General features: G+C 40.0%; 20 protein-coding genes. 4 read left to right on the top strand and 16 right to left on the bottom strand.

The window, feature by feature from the left end; translation table 11 throughout:
- From LS74_RS06775 to LS74_RS06740, 8 genes are all read right to left on the bottom strand, one after another.
- Positions 1-1,476 (bottom strand): HAMP domain-containing protein (locus LS74_RS06775; RefSeq protein WP_138128942.1); only part of this gene is annotated, 1,476 nt, incomplete at its 3' end.
- Positions 1,477-1,563: 87 nt separating this feature from the next.
- Positions 1,564-2,016 (bottom strand): hotdog domain-containing protein, encoded by a 453-nt coding sequence (locus LS74_RS06770; protein ID WP_004084412.1) that lies wholly within the window; start codon positions 2,014-2,016, stop codon positions 1,564-1,566.
- 2 nt (positions 2,017-2,018) lie between these two features.
- On the bottom strand, positions 2,019-2,999 hold the full coding sequence (gene cmoB, locus LS74_RS06765) for a tRNA 5-methoxyuridine(34)/uridine 5-oxyacetic acid(34) synthase CmoB (RefSeq protein ID WP_034584649.1): 981 nt from the start codon (positions 2,997-2,999) through the stop codon (positions 2,019-2,021).
- On the bottom strand, positions 2,996-4,045 hold the full coding sequence (locus tag LS74_RS06760) for a hypothetical protein (RefSeq protein WP_034584647.1): 1,050 nt from the start codon (positions 4,043-4,045) through the stop codon (positions 2,996-2,998). Before LS74_RS06760 ends, cmoB begins: the two co-directional genes overlap by 4 nt.
- A gap of 23 nt (positions 4,046-4,068) precedes the next feature.
- Positions 4,069-6,051: a methionine--tRNA ligase gene (gene metG / locus LS74_RS06755; RefSeq protein ID WP_034584645.1), complete on the bottom strand. Its 1,983-nt coding sequence runs from the start codon at positions 6,049-6,051 to the stop codon at positions 4,069-4,071.
- 34 nt (positions 6,052-6,085) lie between these two features.
- Positions 6,086-6,304, bottom strand: a complete 219-nt coding sequence (locus LS74_RS06750; protein ID WP_034584642.1) for a hypothetical protein — start codon at positions 6,302-6,304, stop codon at positions 6,086-6,088.
- A complete protein-coding gene (locus LS74_RS06745; protein WP_034584639.1) occupies positions 6,297-7,136 on the bottom strand; it encodes a class 1 fructose-bisphosphatase in 840 nt (279 codons plus the stop codon). Before LS74_RS06745 ends, LS74_RS06750 begins: the two co-directional genes overlap by 8 nt.
- A 44-nt stretch (positions 7,137-7,180) precedes the next feature.
- Complete coding sequence (locus LS74_RS06740; RefSeq protein ID WP_052086338.1) at positions 7,181-7,918, bottom strand: hypothetical protein; 738 nt, start codon at positions 7,916-7,918, stop codon at positions 7,181-7,183.
- A gap of 80 nt (positions 7,919-7,998) precedes the next feature.
- Between LS74_RS06740 and rpe the strand changes: the two genes are divergently transcribed.
- Positions 7,999-8,673: a ribulose-phosphate 3-epimerase gene (gene rpe / locus LS74_RS06735; protein ID WP_052086336.1), complete on the top strand. Its 675-nt coding sequence runs from the start codon at positions 7,999-8,001 to the stop codon at positions 8,671-8,673.
- Between the two features lie 26 nt (positions 8,674-8,699).
- Positions 8,700-9,464 (top strand): 3'-5' exonuclease, encoded by a 765-nt coding sequence (locus LS74_RS06730; RefSeq protein WP_034584636.1) that lies wholly within the window; start codon positions 8,700-8,702, stop codon positions 9,462-9,464.
- Between the two features lie 182 nt (positions 9,465-9,646).
- Here LS74_RS06730 and recJ read toward each other — a convergent pair whose 3' ends face one another.
- Entirely contained in the window at positions 9,647-11,239 is a 1,593-nt protein-coding gene (gene recJ, locus LS74_RS06725; RefSeq protein ID WP_034584632.1) for a single-stranded-DNA-specific exonuclease RecJ, read from the bottom strand.
- Positions 11,240-11,258: 19 nt separating this feature from the next.
- A complete protein-coding gene (gene pyrG, locus LS74_RS06720) occupies positions 11,259-12,881 on the bottom strand; it encodes a glutamine hydrolyzing CTP synthase (RefSeq protein WP_034584630.1) in 1,623 nt (540 codons plus the stop codon).
- A 129-nt stretch (positions 12,882-13,010) separates the two neighbouring features.
- On the opposite strand from pyrG, the gene LS74_RS06715 reads away from it, so the two are divergent.
- Together LS74_RS06715 and prmC are read left to right on the top strand one after the other, a co-directional pair.
- A complete protein-coding gene (locus tag LS74_RS06715) occupies positions 13,011-14,231 on the top strand; it encodes a M48 family metallopeptidase (protein ID WP_034584627.1) in 1,221 nt (406 codons plus the stop codon).
- Positions 14,215-15,051 (top strand): peptide chain release factor N(5)-glutamine methyltransferase, encoded by an 837-nt coding sequence (gene prmC, locus LS74_RS06710; RefSeq protein ID WP_236096850.1) that lies wholly within the window; start codon positions 14,215-14,217, stop codon positions 15,049-15,051. The genes LS74_RS06715 and prmC overlap by 17 nt, the downstream gene beginning before the upstream one ends.
- A gap of 101 nt (positions 15,052-15,152) precedes the next feature.
- Here the strand turns inward: prmC and LS74_RS06705 are convergent, their stop codons facing one another.
- From LS74_RS06705 to pbpC, 6 genes are all read right to left on the bottom strand, one after another.
- Positions 15,153-15,977, bottom strand: a complete 825-nt coding sequence (locus LS74_RS06705; protein ID WP_034584656.1) for a cysteine ABC transporter substrate-binding protein — start codon at positions 15,975-15,977, stop codon at positions 15,153-15,155.
- Between the two features lie 170 nt (positions 15,978-16,147).
- Entirely contained in the window at positions 16,148-17,092 is a 945-nt protein-coding gene (gene accA / locus LS74_RS06700) for an acetyl-CoA carboxylase carboxyl transferase subunit alpha (RefSeq protein WP_034584624.1), read from the bottom strand.
- Positions 17,093-17,100: 8 nt separating this feature from the next.
- Positions 17,101-18,336, bottom strand: a complete 1,236-nt coding sequence (locus LS74_RS06695; protein WP_034584621.1) for a beta-ketoacyl-ACP synthase II — start codon at positions 18,334-18,336, stop codon at positions 17,101-17,103.
- A gap of 123 nt (positions 18,337-18,459) precedes the next feature.
- Positions 18,460-18,690 (bottom strand): acyl carrier protein, encoded by a 231-nt coding sequence (gene acpP / locus LS74_RS06690; RefSeq protein WP_002957060.1) that lies wholly within the window; start codon positions 18,688-18,690, stop codon positions 18,460-18,462.
- Positions 18,691-18,756: 66 nt separating this feature from the next.
- On the bottom strand, positions 18,757-19,500 hold the full coding sequence (gene fabG / locus LS74_RS06685; RefSeq protein WP_034584619.1) for a 3-oxoacyl-ACP reductase FabG: 744 nt from the start codon (positions 19,498-19,500) through the stop codon (positions 18,757-18,759).
- A gap of 58 nt (positions 19,501-19,558) precedes the next feature.
- Positions 19,559-21,865, bottom strand: coding sequence for a penicillin-binding protein 1C (gene pbpC / locus LS74_RS06680; RefSeq protein WP_034584617.1), 2,307 nt, complete (start codon positions 21,863-21,865; stop codon positions 19,559-19,561).
- Positions 21,866-21,868 lie beyond the last annotated feature (3 nt).

Below are 21,868 nucleotides of genomic sequence, written 5' to 3'. Positions count from 1 at the left end.
TGCATTATTGACTTCTGTGGTGAAGTCTAGTCTTGTATAGCTATCAAATACTCTTGCTATTTCATTGGTATCACTTCCTATTTTTGTTTGTAAATCATCTAGCATATGATTTAACACTTCTTTTAATTCATTTAATTGAGGATTATGAGGTGTTTCTGTAATTCTTGCTCTAAAGTCTCCAGATTCTATAGTCTTTGCAGTTAATACTGATTGTTCTACTGCTTTAGAATCTTGCTCTAAGCCTAGTTTTGTTTTTTCTATGTTTTCGTTAATCTTACTTCCCATTTCACCTAATTCATCTTGAGCCACAATCTTAAGAGGTTGTGGTGCATCTTTGCGTTCGTGGTTGAGATATTTGAAAAATTCAAAGAGTGTGTGGGAGATATTGCGGATTCTATTTACCATTGTTGTGCGGATAAAGATAAATATGATAAGAGAGATTAACGCAATAGCCACAATGCCTACAAGAATCAGCACAAGCTCAAGATTATCAATAGGCTTTTCAATAGAGCTAAATGGGGCAAGAGAGATAATGCTCCAAGTCTCTCCTATGTTGTTCCACGCTTCAAATGTCGCAACAGCTGCCTTTGAAGTCTTGCCGTGCAGGTTTTGGTATGTGTAGATTCCATCTTTTTTACTCATCACTGCTTGTATCAACTCTTTTGCACTTGGATGGGCATTTATCTCATCTAGCTTTTTGAGACGAGTTCTTATAGTGTTTTCCCTATCGGAGTTAAAAATCACTATGCCATTTTGGTCTATAATAAATCGTTGCGCCCCCTCAAAAACATCTAATTCAGGGTTGCCAAGTCGTCTTTCAATACTTGTGAGATCAAGCAAATTGCCGACAATCCCCACAACCTTTCCATTTTCAAATATGGGAGCGAAAATTGTCTTATAGTAGAGATCTTTGCCGTCAATTTTTGTTTGTTGGGAGAGAAGAACGCTTAGAGTCTGCACTTCATTATTTTGAAGTTTGCTAAGAAGCCGAGGACTCGCATCTAATAGCTCATTTGGTCTAATCCCCCTTATACCGCCACTTTCGGCTGGTTTATCATCTATAAAGGCTAAAACAAGCTCACCAGAGCTAATTTTGTTTTTTGAGACAATTTGATGTTTTTCTGTGTAGTCCTTTGATAGAATGATAAAGCTCCCCACAGAGTAACTTCCGGAATCTAGCATAGAAGATAAATATGTGCTTAGCATTTTTTCATCAATTTTTTGCCCATCATCAATCAAACCCGAGAGTATCTTGCTACTGCTAAGTGTGTTTCCAAAGGTTTCACTCATAATGTTTTGAACGAAATTTTGATAACGCTTAGCCGTGTTAGTAAGTAGCTTATCACTCTCGGTTGAGAGAATGCTTGAAGCGGTTTGGGATACAATAAATACCATTAACGCCACACAAATGGCAACGACTAAAGAAGCAACAAAGATAAGCTTTGTGCCGATACTGAGACGATTAAAAAAGCTCATAACAACTCCTTAAGGCAAGAATAAAAATATAAGCCGATATTATACAAAAAAAAAAAAAACAAACAAACGATAACAAACAAGTGGTATTTACTCATTTTTGAAGCGAAGTTTAAATATTTTTTTATCAAAAACGGCGATGTGGAAAAGTGAATCAAAAATCTTAATATCCAGCAAAAAGCCTTCAACTTTCACTTCGCACTTTTTGGTATCGCTTTGAATGGCTTGAGCTTTAAAGGTTATCTCGTGTCCAAGCTCAATGGGTGCTAGGAACTTCACATCTGAAGCGATAAGCACGCTATATTTTTTATTAATCGCTGCCATTGCAGCAAAACTTGCAGCATTAAACACAAATCCGGCGTGAATCATCTTGCTCTCATCCATAATCATACGCTCATTTGGGCGAAACCGCACGATTGCCTTGTTTCTATATAGCTCAACAAGCTCCCCAACGATGCTGGGGGACATAGAGGTGCAAACTTGCAAATCGTCATTTTCTAAGGGAATATGGGCATTTTCTTCATTTAAGCCATCATCTGTCATTTTTACTCCTTTTTAAGCTTGAAATATCCTCGCACAGGTGCTTGATAGCCTTCTATTGTAAGGCTTTTATCTTGTTGCAAAAAACTTTCAAGACTTTGAGAATCTACCCACGGCGTTTGGCGTTGCTCTTGTGTGGTGGTAGGCATAAGGGCTAGGACTTCAAAATGTTTAAACTTTGCCCTCTCACACCAACCCTGCAAAGTAGGGATACTTGGGATAAAATAAACATTTGACATTTTAGCATAACTTTTTGCAGGGCTTAGGCATAACTCTTGGCTAGATTCATAAATAAGCGTATCTAGGATAAGCTCCCCGCCACGCTCCAAGCATTGAGAAAGGGATTTTAGCGTTTCTATGGGGCTAAGGCGATGGTAGAGCACACCAAGGCAGAAAATCACATCAAAAGCTCTTTTGCGTGATTGGCAATAAGAGGGCAAATCTTCCACGCCTAGCAGTTCAAAATCAATGGGGGCTTTGATGAAGTGATTTAGAAAATCAAATTGAGCTTTAAAAATCCCGCTTGGATCAAAGCCGGTAATTGACTTTGGCAAAGTATCGGGCAGCTTAGAATCTTCATAAAAATTTAGCATTTTTTGCTTATGCAAAAGCATTTCAAGCATATAATAGCCATTATTGCAGCCTATATCGGCGATATGTTTGCCACTTAACTCACAATGTGGGGCTAGAAGCTGCCATTTAATGAAGCTTTGCCATTCACTATCAATATGTAAATCAAAAAGGTGGAATCCACCTTTACGCCAAGGCTTAAGCTGCAGGGCAAGAGAGCGTAGCATTTGGCTATGTTGCGAGTTAAAATCTAAAGCAAAAGTAGAATCTAAAGCGGTAATGTGGATTCCATTATCGCTATGTATAGATGAAGGGATATAGGGCAAGGTAGCGATAGATTCTAATAATGGAGCAATGTTTTTGGCTTTTAGTATGCTTGTAGCCTTGGCTTTAGCATACTCTTCAAACTCATTCATAGAGAATCTTCTTTTTCTTTATGTGTTTCTTGCTCCCACAAGCCTGAAAACAAATCTGGCTCTTGTATTTGCTTGTGATTTATATTGAGTGCGTGGGTAAGGGCTTCATCATTAATGCCTAGCACAAGGGCAAAATTAAAATTTTGCGTGCGGATATACTCGCATAGCTCTTCTTGTGTGTTGTAGGCAAAAGTTTGAGCGATTTGGTTAAAAAGCTCTAAATACACTAAAGGCACAAGAAAGAGAAACTTCCCCCAAGCAGCGTTATTTGCAATATAAGCCATATATTTTTTGAACTGCTCTATATCTTCTTCAGCAATGGCAACCTTAGCAGCTTGTCCGTATTCAATAACTTTGCCAAAGGCGTTTAGGAAATTTGGCTTAAAGTAGGGGATATGCTTAAAGTGACTCATATCGTGGCTGATTTGGCGATTTTCACAAAGGCTTAATACCGAGCTTAACTCATTAAAAAATATCTTTGGCAGGTTTATGCGGTAATGTGTGCTTTTATAAAAAATCGTGCTATCAAAAAGTGTGTGAGAAAGGAGCAAAAAAGGACGCTGTGAAGGCACACTAGAGATCATCACTTCAAAGCTAATATCAAGCACATTTTGATTATGCGTGATGATAAAGCTCACTTCATCATTGAGTAGCTCAATAATATCTTCTAGGCTATGTGAAGAAAACTTCACAGATACATCATCAATAATTTCTTTGGCAATCGCCTCTTCAATGGGGCTTAGCGAAATGGTCGTAACATTCTTAGCAAGAAGTTTGTAGCGGATAAGACGGATAAGAGAATCTGCTATATTCTCTACAAGAATCCACGCAATCTCACTATCAGTTATCTCCATTTTTGGATTATCATAAATAATCCCATAAGCCCCAGATTCAATGGCTTTAGAGATTTGCGTGGAGTCATTTGCGATAAATAAATCCCCCCTTTGAATCTGCTCTATATGGCAGATAATGCGTGAAAATTCCGCAATGGAAGGCGAGTTCAGCAATTTGCCTTGAGTGATTTCTGCAACTTCATTTACTCTCAAAAAATGTCCTTATAGACTAGAATCTAGCTTATCTTGCTCCCATTTTCACGTGGAGTGTCTAGGCAGAGCAGGGATAAACCATTTTCATCTTTACTAGCAAGTATCATTCCTTCACTCAAAAGCCCCATCAGTTTGGCAGGTTTGAGATTAGCAATAATACATACTTGCTTGTTAATTAGCTCACTAGGCGTATAGTATTGTGCGATTCCAGAGATGATTTGGCGGGGTTTTGGCTCATTAATATCCACCATAAGTTTTAAGAGCTTTTGGCTTTTTTCCACAGCAGAGCATTCTATGACTTTGCCAACGCGTATGTCAATCTTGCTAAAGTCTTTAATATCAATAAGGTTTGCGACACCCGCAGATTCTAGTTTAGAATCTGCGGACTTAGAATCTTTGAGCGTTTTAGATTCTTTAGATTCTGCTTCGCCTTGTGTAGATTCAGACATAAGGGGGGATTCTATGCGGGGAAAGAGCGGCGGGATTTTGGTAAGGGTGAGATTATCAAGCAGGGCGTGTTGCTTGATAAACCTATCAAAAGAATCTGGATTAATGCTAAAAGATAGGGCTTTAGCGATTTTATCCGTAGATTCAGGCATTATGGGATACAGCAGCAATGCGGCTTTTGCTAAAATGTTGGCAATAAGCCCTAGCAGTGCCATTGCCTTATCTTGCTCCCCATTTTTCATAAGATTCCAAGGCTCGTATTTTGTAATCACACCATTACCTAGGCTAAAGGCAGCCCATAGCTCTTCAATGTAGCGTTGAGGCTGCATAGTCTGCATTTTCTCTTGTGTGCGATTGATGATATGTTCTAGCTCGTTTAGCTCCGTGGCAAAAAACTTTTTGACATCTTTAGAATCTACTTGCAGCGAAAAGTATTTCTCACTCATACCCAAAAGGCGATTAAGCAGATTGCCTACATCATTGCCTAGCTCACTATTAATCCGCTCAATCAAAGCCTTTTGGCTAAAGTCTCCATCTTGTCCAAAGGGCATTTCACGCATTAAAAAATACCGCAAAGATTCTATGCCATAGGCTTGTGCGACTTCTTTTGGGTTTATAACATTACCGATACTTTTACTCATCTTTGCCCCATCTTTAGTCCACCAGCCGTGTGCGTAAATATGCTTTGGCAGGGGTAAATCAAGGCTCATCAAAAAGGCTATCCAATACACAGCGTGGAATCGCAAAATATCCTTGCCTACAAAGTGCAGGGCATTCTCCCAATAGTCCATTTTGTTAGAATCTGCTTTATTAGAATCTTGCATATAGCCAAGCGGACTAATGTAGCTAAGCAAGGCATCAAGCCATACATACATAATGTGCTTCTTACTATCATTGCGTTTGGGGTTTTCTGGCAGTGGGATTCCCCACTCAAAGCTTGTGCGTGTGATAGATAAATCATTTAAGCCTTCACTGATAAATTTTACCACTTCACTTTGGCGAAAGGCTGGGGCTATCATATTTGGGTTTTGTTTATAAAACTCTAGGAGTTTATCTTGGTAATTGCTTAAAGCAAAAAAGTAGCTTTCTTCTTGCACGATTTGTGTTTGCTTCCCGCAATCTGGACAGCTTAGATTTTCCCCTAACTGACTTTGGGTAAAAAAGCTTTCACACGAAATGCAGTAGTTCCCCTCATAGCTTCCCTTATAAATGTCGCCTTTTTCAAACATTGTCTCAAAGGCTTTTTGCACACTTTGGCAGTGTTTAGAATCTGTGGTGCGAACAAAAATATCATAATCTAGTCCAAACTCATTCCATAGCTCTTTAAATTTTATACTCACGCTATCGGCGTAAGCTTGTGGAGTTTGATTATGCTTTTGTGCGGATTGCTCTATTTTTTGCCCGTGCTCATCTGTGCCGGTTAAGAATAGCACATCTTCACCTTGCAAGATTCTAAATTTTTTTAGCATATCGCATAAAATAGTTGTATAAGCGTGTCCTATATGGGGAATGTCATTGACATAATAAATAGGTGAGGTGATGAAAGTTTTTTGCTGCATTGTTATCCTTTTGTTGTGTGTTAAATCAAAGTTGTTAGTTAAAGTCAAAGCCGCCTTGCTGTCCTTTTGACATACTCTCATATACGGCTTTGACATATTCCTGTCGCGTCTCACAAGCAAGAAAGCTCTCACATTTAGAGCAAGATGAAAAAGATTTGCTTTGTTGGCATTGCTGTAAAATGCGACTTTTTTCTTCAAGCCTTTGCGTGAAAATATCCGTATTTAAAGTATCCGTGCTTAATGTCTCATTCATAGACTTCCTTTACAAGATTCATCTCATAAGTGCTGCCAAAAAAGCAAGGTGTGGTGTCGTGCAGGTTTTCAGTGCCAAGCTCTAAAAGCCTTTTTTTACCATTTGTGGCTACTCCACCGGCTTTTTCATAGATAAAAGCAAAGGGGAATACTTCAAAGAGTTTGCGTAATTTACCTTGTGGAGCGTCGCTTGTGGCGGGATAGCTAAATAGCCCTCCACCTTTTATGAGAATCTGATGTAAATCCGGCACCATTCCACCAGAATATCGCAAACGATAGCCTTGTGCAAAAAGGGATTCTACCATTGCCTTATGTTTGCTCTCCCAATTTTTTTGTGTGCCACCGGGTGCGTTGAGTTTGCCTTTTGATTGCAGTTGCAATGCACCTAGATTTTTCCAAACCTTGCCATTGTAGCGAGAATGCAGGACTTGCTCTTGGGCTATAACCATTTCAAGTCTCACGCCATAGATGATGTATCCACTTGCGATAAGTGAATCTGCTTTAAGCTCTTCATTGTAGATTCCAAAGATTGTGCCAATGCTAAGGTTGCTATCAAACAACGATGAGCCATCAAGGGGATCATAGGCGATGAGATAGGGGGCTTGTGTATTTTTAGAATACACGATGCTTTCTTGCTCCTCACTGCAAATGCCCTTCACACAAGGCAATTCTAAAAGCATTTCTTGCAAAAGCTTATCGGCTTCCACATCTACTTCAAGCTGTGAATCTCCACTAGCATTTGTGCTTTGTAGGTAGCTTGTGGAAGTGTCTTTTAAAAGCGTATCAATACGCAGAGCGGCTTCCCTTAAGGTTTCAATAATCACGCTTATCATTCAAATCCTTTTGTTTAAAATCGTGGGATTATAACATTTTAGCTTTAAGCTTTGATGATATTGTGGAGTTCTTTCATAAAATGCGAGGCTTGTATCATTTGGTGAATACTTGCGTGATGACAAGCAAAATCTAACGAAGTAGAATCTAAAGAGGCAGAATCTAAAGAGGCGTTGTAATCACTGATTGCAACTTCATTCCAAGGGCGTCCTATAAGAGCTATGATATTTGGTCTGCGGGGATTTTTAGACTTGTTTTTGATATAGATATTTTCCCATAGCCTTATGCCATTAGGGCGGTGCGTATGTGGGGTAAATCCCACAGGATCAAGGGTTAAAAGATAATGCAGGGCGATAGGGCAAGAGTTTTGTATATCGCATAAGGCTTTATAAAAATTACTCGCTCCCCACGAATGCGTGATGACAAAAAGGGGCAGATTCTGCTCCATAAGTGTTGGTAGCCACGAAGCAAAAAGGGTGCGGGATTTAAAACTTGCATAGATTTTTAGGCAAGATTTTGCTTTGAATCCTGCAAACTCCCTAAATACCGCACGCATAATCGTATCACAGAACCCACCGATAAAAATCACAATGGCTTTGGGGTTGGCGATGTGCTGTAAGGCATTAGAACCCATAGAGTGGGGAATCTTTAGCCCACAAGGATTGTAGGGAATTGTCGGAGCAGGGAGAGAATGAGCGGGATAAAAAAGTGTAGGGGACAAAGGGTGCAAATACGCATAAAGGCGTGAAGTGGGCTTATTTTGAATCTGCGAATAAGGGGGCATTCTATATCCTTAAAGTGTAAGCGAGTTTGAATGTGTTACAATAGCACAAAGATTTTAATATTTAAGTTATAAGGATAGAGATGCAAACAAAGGGAAGTAAAGAGCAACATAAAAAGATTCTGGTCGCCCCAAGTGTGCTGTCAGCAGATTTTTCAAGGCTTGGTGAAGAGGTTAGGGCAATATGTGATGCGGAGTGTGATTATGTGCATATTGATGTGATGGATGGGCATTTTGTGCCAAATCTCACTATGGGACCTATGATTGTTAAAAGCATTGCAGAGACTTCAAGTAAGCCACTAGATATTCATCTTATGGTAAAAAATGTGCCATTTTTTGTGGAGCTATTTGCTCCGTTGAAACCAGCTTTTATGAGTGTGCATATTGAAGAAGTGCAGCATTTGCATCGCACTATTTGGCAGATTAAGGATTTAGGCATTAAAGCTGGTGTGGTGCTAAACCCCCATACAAACGAGCAGGATTTAGAATATATTTTGCCTGATATTGATTTGGTGCTGCTTATGAGTGTGAATCCGGGTTTTGGCGGACAGAGCTTTATCCCTAGCTCTCTTAAAAAATTAAAAAATCTTAAACAACTCCGCGATAGGCTCAATCCTAACTGCCTTTTAGAGATTGATGGGGGGGTAAGTGATAAAAATATTATGGATTTAAAAAATGCGGGGATTGATATGGTGGTGGCTGGGAGCTATATCTTTGGCTCAAATGATTATAGACAAGCCATATTATCTTTGCGATAAATCTGCTCTGCGTTAATTGTGCTTCAATGACTTACACGCAACTTTTTGAAAAACTGCGACAAGCCCCGATGAGTGAGAAGCAGTTTTATATGTATGTAAAAAATATAGGTGGATTATATGCCGATGTGGATTCTGAAATAGAGCTACTCAAAGGTGCTGGTGGGGCATTGCACATAGAAAAGCAAAATGGGGAATTGTGCTTTGCTTTAGCGACATTTTTTCAAGCGTGGCAGGAGGGGGAATTTGTCTTTGTGGATATTGAAACAAATGGTGCAAAGCCCCAAAGCAGTGAGATTATAGAGATTGGTGCATTGAGAGTGAAAAATTCGCAGATTCTAGAAAGCTTTGAAAGCTATGTGTATGCCCCCTTTGTGCCTGAAAATATCACAGAGCTAACAGGCATACGGCAAGAAGATATACAAAATGCCCCACAAAGTAAAGAAGTGCTAAGGGCTTTTAGGGAGTTTTTGGGTAGTGGTGTGTTTGTAGCCCATAATGTGAATTTTGATTTTAGCTTTTTAGATTATCATTTGCGACAAAATGGGCTTTTTGGATTGCTTAATCCTAAGCTTTGCACGATTGATTTAGCTAAAAAAACCATTCTTTCAAAGCGTTATGCCCTGTCGTATTTGAATGAATTTTTGGGTATCAATACCGCTATGAGCCATCGTGCCTATGCTGATGCACTCACAAGTTTTAGAATCTTTGAAATCGCCCTAAGTATGCTGCCTTTAAATGTCAAAAGCGTGCAGGACTTAATTGACTTTAGTAAGGGGAGATTGAAGTGTTAGGCAAGGTGCAGTATATTTATCTAGATTGTATAGAGCATACAAACAAGCAATACCAAGCAAAGTGAAGTATCCATCATAGAATCTAAAGCAATATTATGATTTTGTGCGAGTAAAATATTCTCGCATTTGTAGATATGCAAAGCTTAGAATACCTTTTACTCTTGTATGGTTTGGGGATAAAATTATCTTGGGAAGACTTCAAGGATTTTTGCTTTAATGCAGTTCTTATAATAATCACGCATAAGCTCAATGTGTATATCCACACACTGTCCCACTTCCCGCCTAGTTGGTGCTAAAAACTCTAACCCCACCAAACACACTCCATTAGAATCTGCCAAAGTATATTCAAAATGTTTATTTTCCCTGCCTAGTGGCTTTATCTCCTGTATGGTAAGATTTTCCAGCAAAAATGTAGGCTTAGGATTCCCCTCCCCAAAAGGCTCAAAAGATTCTAAAATCTCAAAAAGCTCCATATCAACGCTTTCCACCCCAAGTGTGAAAAATGTCTCATTTTCATCGCATTCTCCATACACCATAGTTTCCTGCAATTTTTCTATCAATGTCCCAAGCTGACAAGATTCTAAACTTAGCCCCACTGCCCCACTATGTCCGCCAAGAGAAAGGCAATATTTTTGCAATGGCGTGATACTTGCAATCAAATTTGCCACGCCGTAAGAGCGTCCGCTCCCCTTTAGCACATCAGCATTTTGGCTCAACACAAAAGCACTTTTTTTGTAGATTCTAGCAAGATGAGCCGCCACAATGCCAAGCACCCCCTCGTGCCAAGATTCCCCATAGCTTAGGACAAAATCATCTGTTTGGATAATATTTTCCTGTGCCTTTTGGAGAATGTCTTGCTGAATCTCTTTGCGTTTATTATTGAGACTTTGTAGCTCTGTGTAAATGCGTGTAGCCTGAGCCAGATTAGGACTAAGCAAAAGCTCTAACGCCTTATTTGCACTCTCCATACGCCCAGCACAATTCAGCAATGGAATAAAATCAAAGGCAAGATTCTCTGCGGTTATGGGCTTTTTGAATCTAGCAAAACTCTCACGCAAAAGTGTGGCAAGCACACTAGAAGAGTGATTAAGCGATTCTAAGCCCTTTTTCACAAGAATGCGATTTATCCCTGTAAGGGGCATAACATCGGCAATTGTGGCAATGGCAAGATATTCTAAAAACATTCCCATATCAATATTTGCTTTGAGATTTTGCTTTATCGCCGCACAAAAATACCACGCCACCACTGCTCCACAAATGCTTTTTTGGATAAAAGTAGAATCTTGCAGCATTGGATTAATGATGACATCTGCCTGTGGAAGCGTATCTGTGGGTGTGTGATGATCTGTGATGATAAAAGGAATGCCCTTTGCCTTGCACCACTGCCCTGCACAAAATGCGGTAATGCCATTATCTACACTCACAACCACAACGGCATTTTTAGCGTTCTTTTCTAAAAGAGCGGCACTCACGCCATAGCCATCTTCAAAGCGATGTGGAATAATAAGTCTAAAATGCTGATACCCTAACGCCTTAAAAAAAGCACTCATAATCGCACTTGCACACACACCATCTGCGTCATAATCCCCAACGACAAGAATCTCCTTATTTCTTTCCATAGCTTGAGTGATGATTTTTGCTCCAGATTCAATATGGTTTAGACTTTGTGGCATAGGTAAATCTTGTAAAGTGTGGATACCACACTCAAGATCACGAGATTGTAGAAAATGAAGAATATCTTGTTTTGTGTGGCTTTTACATTCATCTTTTCTCATAGCAAACTAAAGCCCAACACTACTGCTTTTTATGAGCTAATGTCTGCTTAACAAATGCTAAAATAATCGGGTTTGGATTCTGTAGCCTTGAAGTAAATTCCGGGTGGAACTGCACGGCTACAAACCACGGATGATTTTCTAGCTCAATAGATTCTATAAGTCCATTGCACTCTCCGCTAATTATCATACCATTATTAGCAAAAAGCTCTCTATACTTTGGATTTGCCTCATATCTATGGCGATGACGCTCTTTAATAAGACTTTTTTGCCCATAAGCTTCATAGAGCTTTGTGCCTTTTTTGATATGGCATTCATACTCGCCTAGTCGCATAGTCCCCCCCATTGGCGAAGTATGCGTCCTTAATTGCTTCTTGCCCTGTGTGTCAATAAAATCCTCTATCAAATATATAATAGGCTCTTTGCTCTGCGGATTAAACTCCACTGAATCTGCCTCCTTAATCCCAAGCACATTTCTCGCAAACTCAATGAGTGAAAGCTGCATTCCAAGGCAGATTCCAAGAAATGGAATCTTTTTTTCCCTTGCATAGCGTATTGCCTCTAGCTTACCTTGAATCCCCCTTTCCCCAAAGCCACCGGGCACTAAAATAGAATCTACATCATAAAGCAAGGCAGGGTTTTCCTCCACAGATTCACTATCTATCCACTTGATATTAACCTTTGTGTCCGTATTTGCTCCGGCGTGGATAAGCGATTCAATCAAAGATTTATACGATTCTTTTAGGCTTAAATATTTACCCACAAAGCCAATGGTTACGCTTGATTTGGGTGCGATGATTTTTTTAACGAGCATATCCCAATTATCCATTTTTGGCTTTAATTCTTTTAACTCCAAATGCCTTGCGATAGGTGTAAGAATCCCTTCATCTAAAAAATTTAAAGGACATTTATAAATGCTCTCCGTATCTTCAGCCACAATCACGCTATCATCATCTACATCACAGCTCATTGCAAGCTTTCTTTTTAGCTCTTTATCAAGGCTTCTTTCACATCGTGCTACGAGAATCTGTGGTGAAATGCCTATGCGTCTTAGCTCTTGGACGGAATGTTGCGTGGGCTTTGTCTTTAGCTCCCCAGCCGCACGCACAAGGGGAATAAGTGTTACGTGTATGGAAATAACTTGCTTGCTGCCTAGCTCGTGCTTCATCTGCCGCATCGCCTCAAGATAAGGCATTCCCTCAATATCGCCAACTGTCCCGCCAAGCTCCACAATGAGAAACTCACTCCCTTCTCCAGCGAGTTTAATGCGAGATTTTATCTCATCAACGATATGTGGCACGATTTGAATAGTCTTGCCTAGATACTTGCCTTTGCGTTCATTTTCAATTACAGACATATAGACTTGCCCGGTTGTAAAGTTATTTGTCTTATGAAAATCTTTATTCAAAAATCGCTCATAATGCCCAATGTCTAAGTCCGTCTCCGCACCATCGCAGGTTACAAACACTTCGCCGTGTTCTAGCGGACTCATCGTGCCCGGATCCACATTGATATAGGGGTCAATCTTTAGAATTGACACATCAAATCCGCTATGTTGAAGTAATGTCGCTATTGATGAAGAGGTAATGCCCTTGCCAAGAGAGCTTAACACACCGCCTGTTACAAAAATATATTTCACAGCCATAATATAACCGCCTTAGTTTTAAAATTTTGGTGCAATCATAATAAATCAGTGGTTAAAAGCTTGTTAATTTACCTTTTTTTGTATTTTCTCACTTATGATTGTGCGTGTTTATTTCACAAAGGAGATTTTATGCTTACTGCTTTTATTTGTTTATTTATCTGTCTTTATGCTCTGCCAAGCATTATTCTAGCATTTTTACAAATTAAACATATTAAGCTAGAGTTACAAAAACCAGCTATTTTACTTGAATCCGAAGACTATAAGCAAGCCGGGGATTATGCTATCGCCTCATTGCGATTAGATATTTTGACACATCTTTTTGAGATTCTAACCTTTAGCCTGTGGGTTATTTTTGGGCTACATTTTTTATCACTATGGCTTGAGGGCACACTTGGGGCTTTTTCGCCCTTGTGGCGTGAGATTGCCCTTGTGTTGGGCTTTGTGATTATTGGCAGTATTATTGAAATGCCTTTTTCAATCTATAAGACTTTTTTCCTTGATAAGAAGTTTGGATTTTCTAAGCAAACACCTAGCCTATTTATCATTGACACACTTAAAAGCCTAGCTTTAAGTATAGTCATTGGCGGGATTATTGTGTGTTTGCTTGTGTTTATTATTGAAAATGTCGCATTATGGTGGTTTGTAGGCTTTTTAGCTTTACTTGGTGTTGTGATTTTAGCAAATCTCATTTATCCCACACTCATCGCACCTTTATTTAATAAATTTACCCCGCTTAATGATGAAAATCTCAAATCCCGTATAGAATCTTTAATGAATACCATCGGCTTTAAGAGCAATGGAATCTTTGTCATTGACGCTTCAAGGCGAGATGGACGATTGAATGCATATTTTGGGGGGCTTGGCAAAAGCAAACGCGTGGTGCTTTTTGACACACTGCTTGATAAAATCAGTGCCGATGGGCTTATAGCCATACTTGGACACGAGCTAGGGCATTTTAAGCACAAAGATATTCTTAAAAACATTATTCTTATGTCCTGTATGCTTTTTGTGCTATTTTTCATCGTGGGGCATTTGCCAGAAAGTCTGTTTAACACCTTAGGTTTAGCTCAAAATGGAGCAGGAGTGCTACTGATTATGCTGCTTATCTCGCCGATGATTGCCTTTTTCTTTTTGCCCATTATGGGATATTTTAGTCGCAAAGCGGAGTATAAGGCTGATGAGTTTGGTGCTAGTCTCTCAAGCAAAAACTGCCTTGCTAACGCCCTTGTGCGATTAGTGAATGAAAATAAAAGCTTCCCTAGCTCCCACCCAGCCTATATTTTCTTTTATTACACGCACCCGCCACTTTTACAAAGGCTAAAAGCCCTTGATTATGACTTACAACATTAAAGCCCTTTTAGATTCTGCTACTTCCACACTCTCACAAGTAGCGCAATCTTTACATCTTAAGCCACGATTTGAAAGTGAGCTTTTGCTTAGCTTTGTGCTTAAAGTGGAGCGTGTCTATCTCCATACACATAGCACCCAAAGTGTGAATCCTACTCAAGCTAAGCATTTTCTATCCCTTGTTGAAAAACGAACCAAAGGCAAACCTATTGAATACCTTACCCAAAGTGCGAGTTTTTATGAGCATACTTTTTATGTCAATGAATCCGTGCTGATTCCACGACCAGAGAGTGAGATTCTTATCCAAAAAGGCAGTAAGCTTATAATAGAGCAAAAGATAGAATCCATTGCCGAAGTCGGCATAGGCTCGGGTATTCTAAGCATTACACTTTCACTTTTACACCCGCAATGTCGCTTTTTTGCCACAGATATTAGCCAAAAAGCCCTAGAAGTTACGCAAAAAAATATTCACTCCCTTGCCCCAGATTCTAACATCACACTTCAACACTGCTCCTTACTCCCAAGCTCGTGGCAAGATATTGAACTCATCATCAGCAATCCACCTTATATTTGCGATGATTATCCTATCAGTCTGCCTTTGACTTATGAGCCTAGCATTGCCCTTTTTGGCGGAAAAGATGGGCTAGATATACTCAAAGCCTTGATTGTAGAGGCTAAAAATCGCAAAGCTTTTTTGTTGTGTGAAATAGGCTATGACCAAAAAAACGCCCTAGAGCAGATTCTAGCCCAGCATAACGCCAAAGACATTGAGTTTTACAAAGATTTAAGCGGACTAGACAGAGGCTTTTGGTGCAGATTTTAAAATCGCCATAGTCTTAGTGTGTTGTTTGTTTGAGGGAGGGTAGGAATGTTGCCAGGCCTGTTGCTTAGGCTATGGGTAAAGTCCATAGCCTAAGAGATTAGTTAGAAAAAAATCACAGAATCTGCTTTTTCTTCTCCAAAAATAGGGGCAAGTGTCTTATCATAAGCTTCTTTAATAAAGCCTTCACTTGTGAGTTTTGTGATTTCCTCATCAAGCCAAGTTTTAAGCTCAACATTATCCTTTTTCACAGCAGGGGCAATGACATCTTCTTCGCCAAGTGTTGGGATTCCAACGCCAAAGCCCGGATTTTCCATAGCCCACGCAAGGACAAGTGTGTTATCGTGTGCTAACGCATCGCCCCTTTTATCCTTTAATGCAAGGAAAGCTTGAGTGTTTTGTTCGTATTTTAATAACTCAATATCCGGGTGATTTTTACTAAAATACACATCTGCAGTCGTGCCTTTATTGACAATAAGTTTTTTTCCCTTTAGATCTTCAACGCTTTGAATCTCGCCATTTGGGGACACAACACCAAGAGAGACTTTCATATAGGGCTTAGCAAAATCAACCGCCTCTTCACGCTCTTTAGTTTGAGTGAAGTTTGCCATAATGATATCTACTTTGTTTGAGCGTAAAAACTCAACGCGTGAAGCCGCTTCAGTTAGGATAAACTCAATTTTACTCTCATCGCCAAGCAAGTCTTTAGCAAGTCTTTTTGCGATATAAATGTCAAATCCTGCATTTTTGCCATTTTCATCAATAAAGCCAAAAGGTGGCTTATCACCAAATACGCCCACACGTAACACGCCATTTTGTTTGATTTGCTCTACACCGCTTGAAGTTTGGGCTTGAGCTTTGTCATCACCACACGCACTTAGCCAAATCACGCACATAGTAGCAAGGAATGCCACAATCCATTTTTTCATTTTTTGCTCCTTTAAAGTAATGTAGGGAAGTGGCGATTGTGCCACAAAAAATATAATGGAAGTAAATGTGTGGGGCAAAATGCCTAGTGTGGAGCTAAGCAAAAGACAAAGAAGCTTTTGATACCCCACCCACAAGCTTAGAATCTATGCAGGGCTAGATAAGCACAAAGCTAAAGGGTAGTGGTTTCTTGCGTGAAAGCTCCATAGCTCATTAGCTTATTGTAACGCTTAGAGAGATATTTATCATCTTGTGAGAGTTCTTCAAGCGATTTGAGAAAATAAGATTCAATAGCCTTAGCTGCATTTTCTTTATCTCTATGTGCGCCGATAAGTGGCTCATCTATCACATCATCAATAAGCCCACATTTTTTAAGCTCAATAGGTGTGATTTTAAGTGCCTTTGTAGCAGATTCTATTTTTGAAGGATCATTCCACAAAATTGCCGCACAGCCCTCTGGAGATATAACGCTAAAGACAGAATATTGCATCATCGCAAGTTTATCAGCCACAGCAATGGCTAATGCCCCACCGCTTCCGCCCTCGCCAATCACAACAGCAATAGTCGGGGTTTTAAGCTTGGCAAATTCTTGTAGATTCTTAGCTATGGCTTCACTTTGCCCACGCTCTTCAGCACCAAGCCCGGGATATGCACCTTGTGTATCTACAAGCATTAAAATGGGGATATTAAACTTTTCAGCAAGTTTTGCGGCACGCAAGGCTTTGCGGTAGCCTTCAGGACTTGGCATACCAAAATTCCTTGCGAGTTTATTTTTTGTGCCTCTTCCTTTTTCTTCACCGATAATCATTGCGGTTTGCTCACCAATTTTACCAATAAAACACACAATCGCCTTATCATCTTTAAAATGCCTATCCCCGTTAATTTCATACGCGTCTTTGCAAATCAGCTCAATATAGTCCATAGCATAAGGGCGATCTGGGTGGCGAGCAAGCTGGAGCTTTTGATAATCGCTTATATTTGAATACACACTGCATACTTCTTTTTCAAGCTCTTTTTCAAGGATAAGTCTTGCGTCATTATCACCATGAACAACAGCAGACTCTATATCATCTTGGAGATTCTTAATCTTTTGCTCAAAATCAAGATAGATTGCCATTTTTTACCCTAGATTCTGCCAAATATGACAACACCATTTGTGCCGCCAAAGCCAAATGAGTTACTCATTACTGCATTGACTTTTGCTTGTCGTGCAGTGTTTGGGATATAATCAAGGTCGCACTCGGGATCTTTAGTTTCTTGATTGATTGTTGGAGGCAAGATTCCTTCCTGCATAGCCATAATGGAAATAACTGCTTCAATCGCACCTGCTGCACCTAGACAATGTCCAATCTGCCCCTTTGTAGAGCTTACCGGTGGGACAGAATCTTTGCCACCAAACGCAACTTTGAGTGCCATAGTTTCATACAAGTCATTGTAGGCTGTGCTTGTGCCGTGTGCGTTGATATAATCCACTGAAGTATTTGCCATTTTAAGAGCGGCTTTCATCGCACGCAAAGCCCCCTCGCCTTGGGGAGCTGGGGTAGTAATGTGGTTTGCATCGCCACTTTCGCCAAAGCCGATAAGCTCGGCATAAATCTTAGCTCCACGCTTTTTTGCACTCTCATACTCTTCTAGCACCAATGCCCCAGCACCTTCCCCCATAACAAAGCCATTGCGTTCTTTATCAAATGGGCGTGAGGCTTTAAGTGGTTCATCATTCCTATCACTCAAGGCTTTCATCGCAGCAAATCCGCCGATACCCACGGGGCAGATTGAAGATTCAGAGCCGATGACAAGCATCGCATCAGCACCATTTAACATAATGGTTTTTGCCGCTTCAATAATGGCGTGTGTCCCTGCCGCACAGGCTGTAACACTTGCAAGGTTTGGTCCTTTAAGTGCATATTCAATAGAGATAAATCCGCCAAGCATATTCACAAGGGCTGAAGGGATAAAGAATGGATTAATGCGTCTTGGTCCCTTTTGCTCACAAGCTATGGAGTTTTTCTCAATATTCCCTAGTCCGCCGATACCAGCAGCCGAACTCACACCAAATCGCTCTCCAAGAGCAGGGCTAATAACGCCATTTTCAAGCAATCCACTTTCATTCATTGCCTCTTTTGCTGCCTTTAAGCCAAGCTGGATAAAGCGGTCTGCCTTTTTAACTTCGCGAGGATCAAGGACTTCTTCAGGGTCGAAATCCACAATTTCACCAGCAATTTTTACAGGAAAATTTTCTACATCAAAGCAAGAAATTCTTTTAATTCCACATTTTCCTTCTACAATAGCCTTAAAAGAGTCGCTTTTGTTTAAGCCTAATGAGTTAATCATTCCCAAACCGGTTACTACTACGCGTCGCATACCATTCCTTTATAACTAAAATTTTAACTAAAATTAGAATCCGCCTATGCATTAGAATGCGGTGCCTGTAAGATTCTAAGCACTTTTTATAACATTATAAGCATAGGTTTAGGTGAAGTGATGTTATTTGTTTGCGTCAATATAAGCTACAACATCATTTACGGTTTTGATTTTTTCTGCATCTTCATCAGGGATTTCAATAGAAAACTTTTCTTCCAAAGCCATAACAAGCTCTACAACATCAAGAGAATCCGCATTCAAATCCTCAATAAAGCGAGATTCTGGCTTTACCTCATCAGCATTAACGCTAAGTTGCTCTACTACGACTGCCTTTACATCTTCAAATGTGCTCATTTTTTCTCCTTAGTTTTAAACTTAAACTCCGCATTATAGCAAAGATTTGTTAAATGGCAAGTGCCTTTACATATAAAGCCCACCATTGACTTTTAGCACTTCTCCTGTGATATATGATGAAGCATTTGAAAGCAAAAATGCCACCGCTTCAGCCACATCATTTGCTTCCCCAAAACGCGCCAAAGGAATATTTTTGAGATAAGATTCTACGGCTTCAGGCTTTAGCTCATCTGTCATATCGCTTTTAATGAATCCGGGTGTAACGCAGTTAAAGCGGATATTGCGAGGCGCACCCTCATAGGCAAAAGATTTACTCATAGCAATCATACCGCCCTTGCTTGCTGCATAGTTTGTTTGCCCCATATTGCCACGCTCACCGATAATAGAGGCGATATTTACCACACTTCCAAATCGTTGTTTGCCCATAATTTTTAACGCTTCCCTACAACCGATAAAGCAGGATTTGAGATTAGCTTCAATCACACTATCAAAATCGCTCACACTCATACGCAAGGCAAGTTTATCATTTGTAATCCCTGCATTATTGACTAGATAGCTTAAAGCCCCATCGCTTTCAGTAATTGCCTTTAGTCCAGCGACAAACTCCTCTTCAACACTCGCATCAAACTTAATCACCGCCACCTTGCCGCCGCTAGATTCTATTTCATTTTTAAGATTATCGGCAAGTTCAGGCTTTGAGCGGTAGTTTATCCATACTTTTAGCCCATATCCTGCTAAAGTTTTGGCAATCTGTGCGCCAATGCCTTTGCTTGCTCCTGTAATCAGCACATTACTTCCACTAAATGTCATTTTTTCTCCTTATGTTTTTTTTGATAAGGCAAAATCTTAGCCTATTTTTGCTAATGCCTTAGTTTTCTATACTGAATCTCACGCTGTCAATACCCCCATCTTCGCCTACAATGCTTAAATAATGAGTGCCTTTAGGAAGAAAAATTTTGAGTGTGGCAGAGTTTGAGCTATGGATTAGATTTTTATCCAAATACCACGAGACATTTTGATTTTTAAGATTGGCAATGCGGATAATCAGCTCCTGCTGTCCGCTAAAATCTTTAGGTTGGATAATCTTAAGATTCTGCGTGGGATAGATGATTTTAAGCGTTTTTTCCTGCTTGGTAAGGTGCTTTTCAACATTGACATTTTGAAGTTTATAATAAGTTAGCACATTGAGCGGGAGATTGAGTGTGAGCTGTGGCGTGGCGTAAATAAAGTTCTCATCTTGTGAATCTAGCTCTTTGCCATCATACATAAAGGCTTTTTTATAAAAAGGCGAGGTGCGTAAGATTCTAGAATCTAGCGGAAAGAGAATGCTTTGCGTAGCGTCTTTTGTGGCATTATCGGGTAAAAGTGCTTTCATATCTTCAGTTAGCCTATATCCGCTGAATTTATCTGCTTCAATATAAGTGAGCTTGGAAGTTGGCAGAGTGAAATTGACATTATTATGTGGAAGTTCTTCTAAAAGCTCAAAAAGCAGTGTCCCTGCGGTTTTGACGCCAAAAATATTAGGATTTGGTTTGCCTGTAAAGTTCCCCGCCCAAACAACAATGGTATATTGTGGGCTACACCCTGCTGCCCACGCGTCTTTTCTCCCATAGCTTGTGCCACTTTTCCACGAAAAAGCCATTTTTTCTTTGTGATAGTCTAGCTCCCCCTCGCGTTTTAGCTCTTTGAGCGAATGCAATGTGAGATAGGCACTGCCTTGCGTAATATAGGACTTTTCTTGCTTTTTCTCATAGGGTAATGTCGTGTATAAATCGCCAAAAGAGCCATAATTCCCTAGCCCTCTATACAATCTTGCGATTTGAAGCATACTCATCTCCTTTGAGCCAAGTATGAGAGAAAGCCCATATCGCGAAGCATTGCTAGGCTTAAGCCCCGCCATATCTTGCAAGGCATAGAAAAATTTTTCATACCCATAAGTTTGCAATAGCCTAACAAAAGGGACATTGAGCGATTTTTGCAGGGCAGATTCAGCGGTGATTAACCCTTGAAAAGTTTTATTAGCATTTTGGGGCTTGAAGTTAGAAAAAAACATCGGCACATCAACAAGCAGACTTTGTGGAGCAATAAGCCCAGAATCAATGCTAAGTGCGTATAAAAATGGCTTGAGTAAGGAGCCGGGCGAACGGAGGGCAACCACACCATCAATCTGCCCAAAATTCTCTATGTCCAAAAAATCCTGCGAACCGATATAGCTTAGAATCTCACCACTTTTGGTATCCACAACAAGGGCGGAGAGATTTAAAATCCCAAGTGAAAGAAGCTTTTTGTGATAGGCTTTGATTTTAGATTCTAATTTTGCTTGAATCTGTTTATCAATCGTGCTTGTGATATTGCTTTTTGTGCTTTGTTGGATAAGTTTTAGGCTTAGGTGTGGGGCTAGATTTTGAATAGGCTTTTTGCCTTGCGGTATTGGCTCTTTCAGGGAAAGCTCAAGGATTGTCTCATCAAAATAGCCAAGCGTATGGAGCTTACGCAAAAGTAAATCGCGTTTATTTTTTAGAATCTGCGGATTTTTGTTAAGATTTAATAATCCGGGTGCATTTGGCAAAATAGCAAGGAGGGCAGATTCAGCCCAAGTGAGCTGTGTGGAATCTTTACCAAAATATAAGAGTGAAGCGGAGTGATAGCCGATGATATTGCCACCATAAGGGGCGTTATTAAGATACATTGCTAGAATCTCATCTTTATTATAGGCGGTTTCAAGGGCTAGGGCTTGAAATATTTCATTAATCTTATTGCTATATGTCCGCTTGGGCTTGAGATAGAGCTTGACTACCTGCATACTTATGGTGCTACCGCCAGTGCGTTTTGTTTGGGTAAAGTTATTTCTCACACTTCTTAAAAGGGCTAAAATATCAACGCCAAAATGTTTAGAAAATCGCTTATCCTCATAAGTAAGAGCGGCAATTTTTAGTTTATTTGGAATGGGTGTTGGGGATTTGAGATGCCACTGCTCTGCTTGATTTAAAAAAACGCTTAAGATTCTGCCCTGCCTATCAAGCACACTTTTGCTATATACAGATTCAAAAAGATCAGTCTTTGGCAAGGTGTGTAAAAACTGCACATACACACCTAGCCCATACAGACAAAAAAGCACAAGGCAAAGCAAACAAAGCACCAGCCCTTGCTTAAAAGTAGCCCCTATTTTTTTCACGGA

This window comes from Helicobacter magdeburgensis (genome assembly GCF_000765825.2).
Lineage (GTDB): Bacteria > Campylobacterota > Campylobacteria > Campylobacterales > Helicobacteraceae > Helicobacter_C > Helicobacter_C magdeburgensis.
The sequence above is the reverse complement of the archived record's forward strand: the minus strand, read 5'-3'. Positions and strand labels throughout refer to the sequence as shown.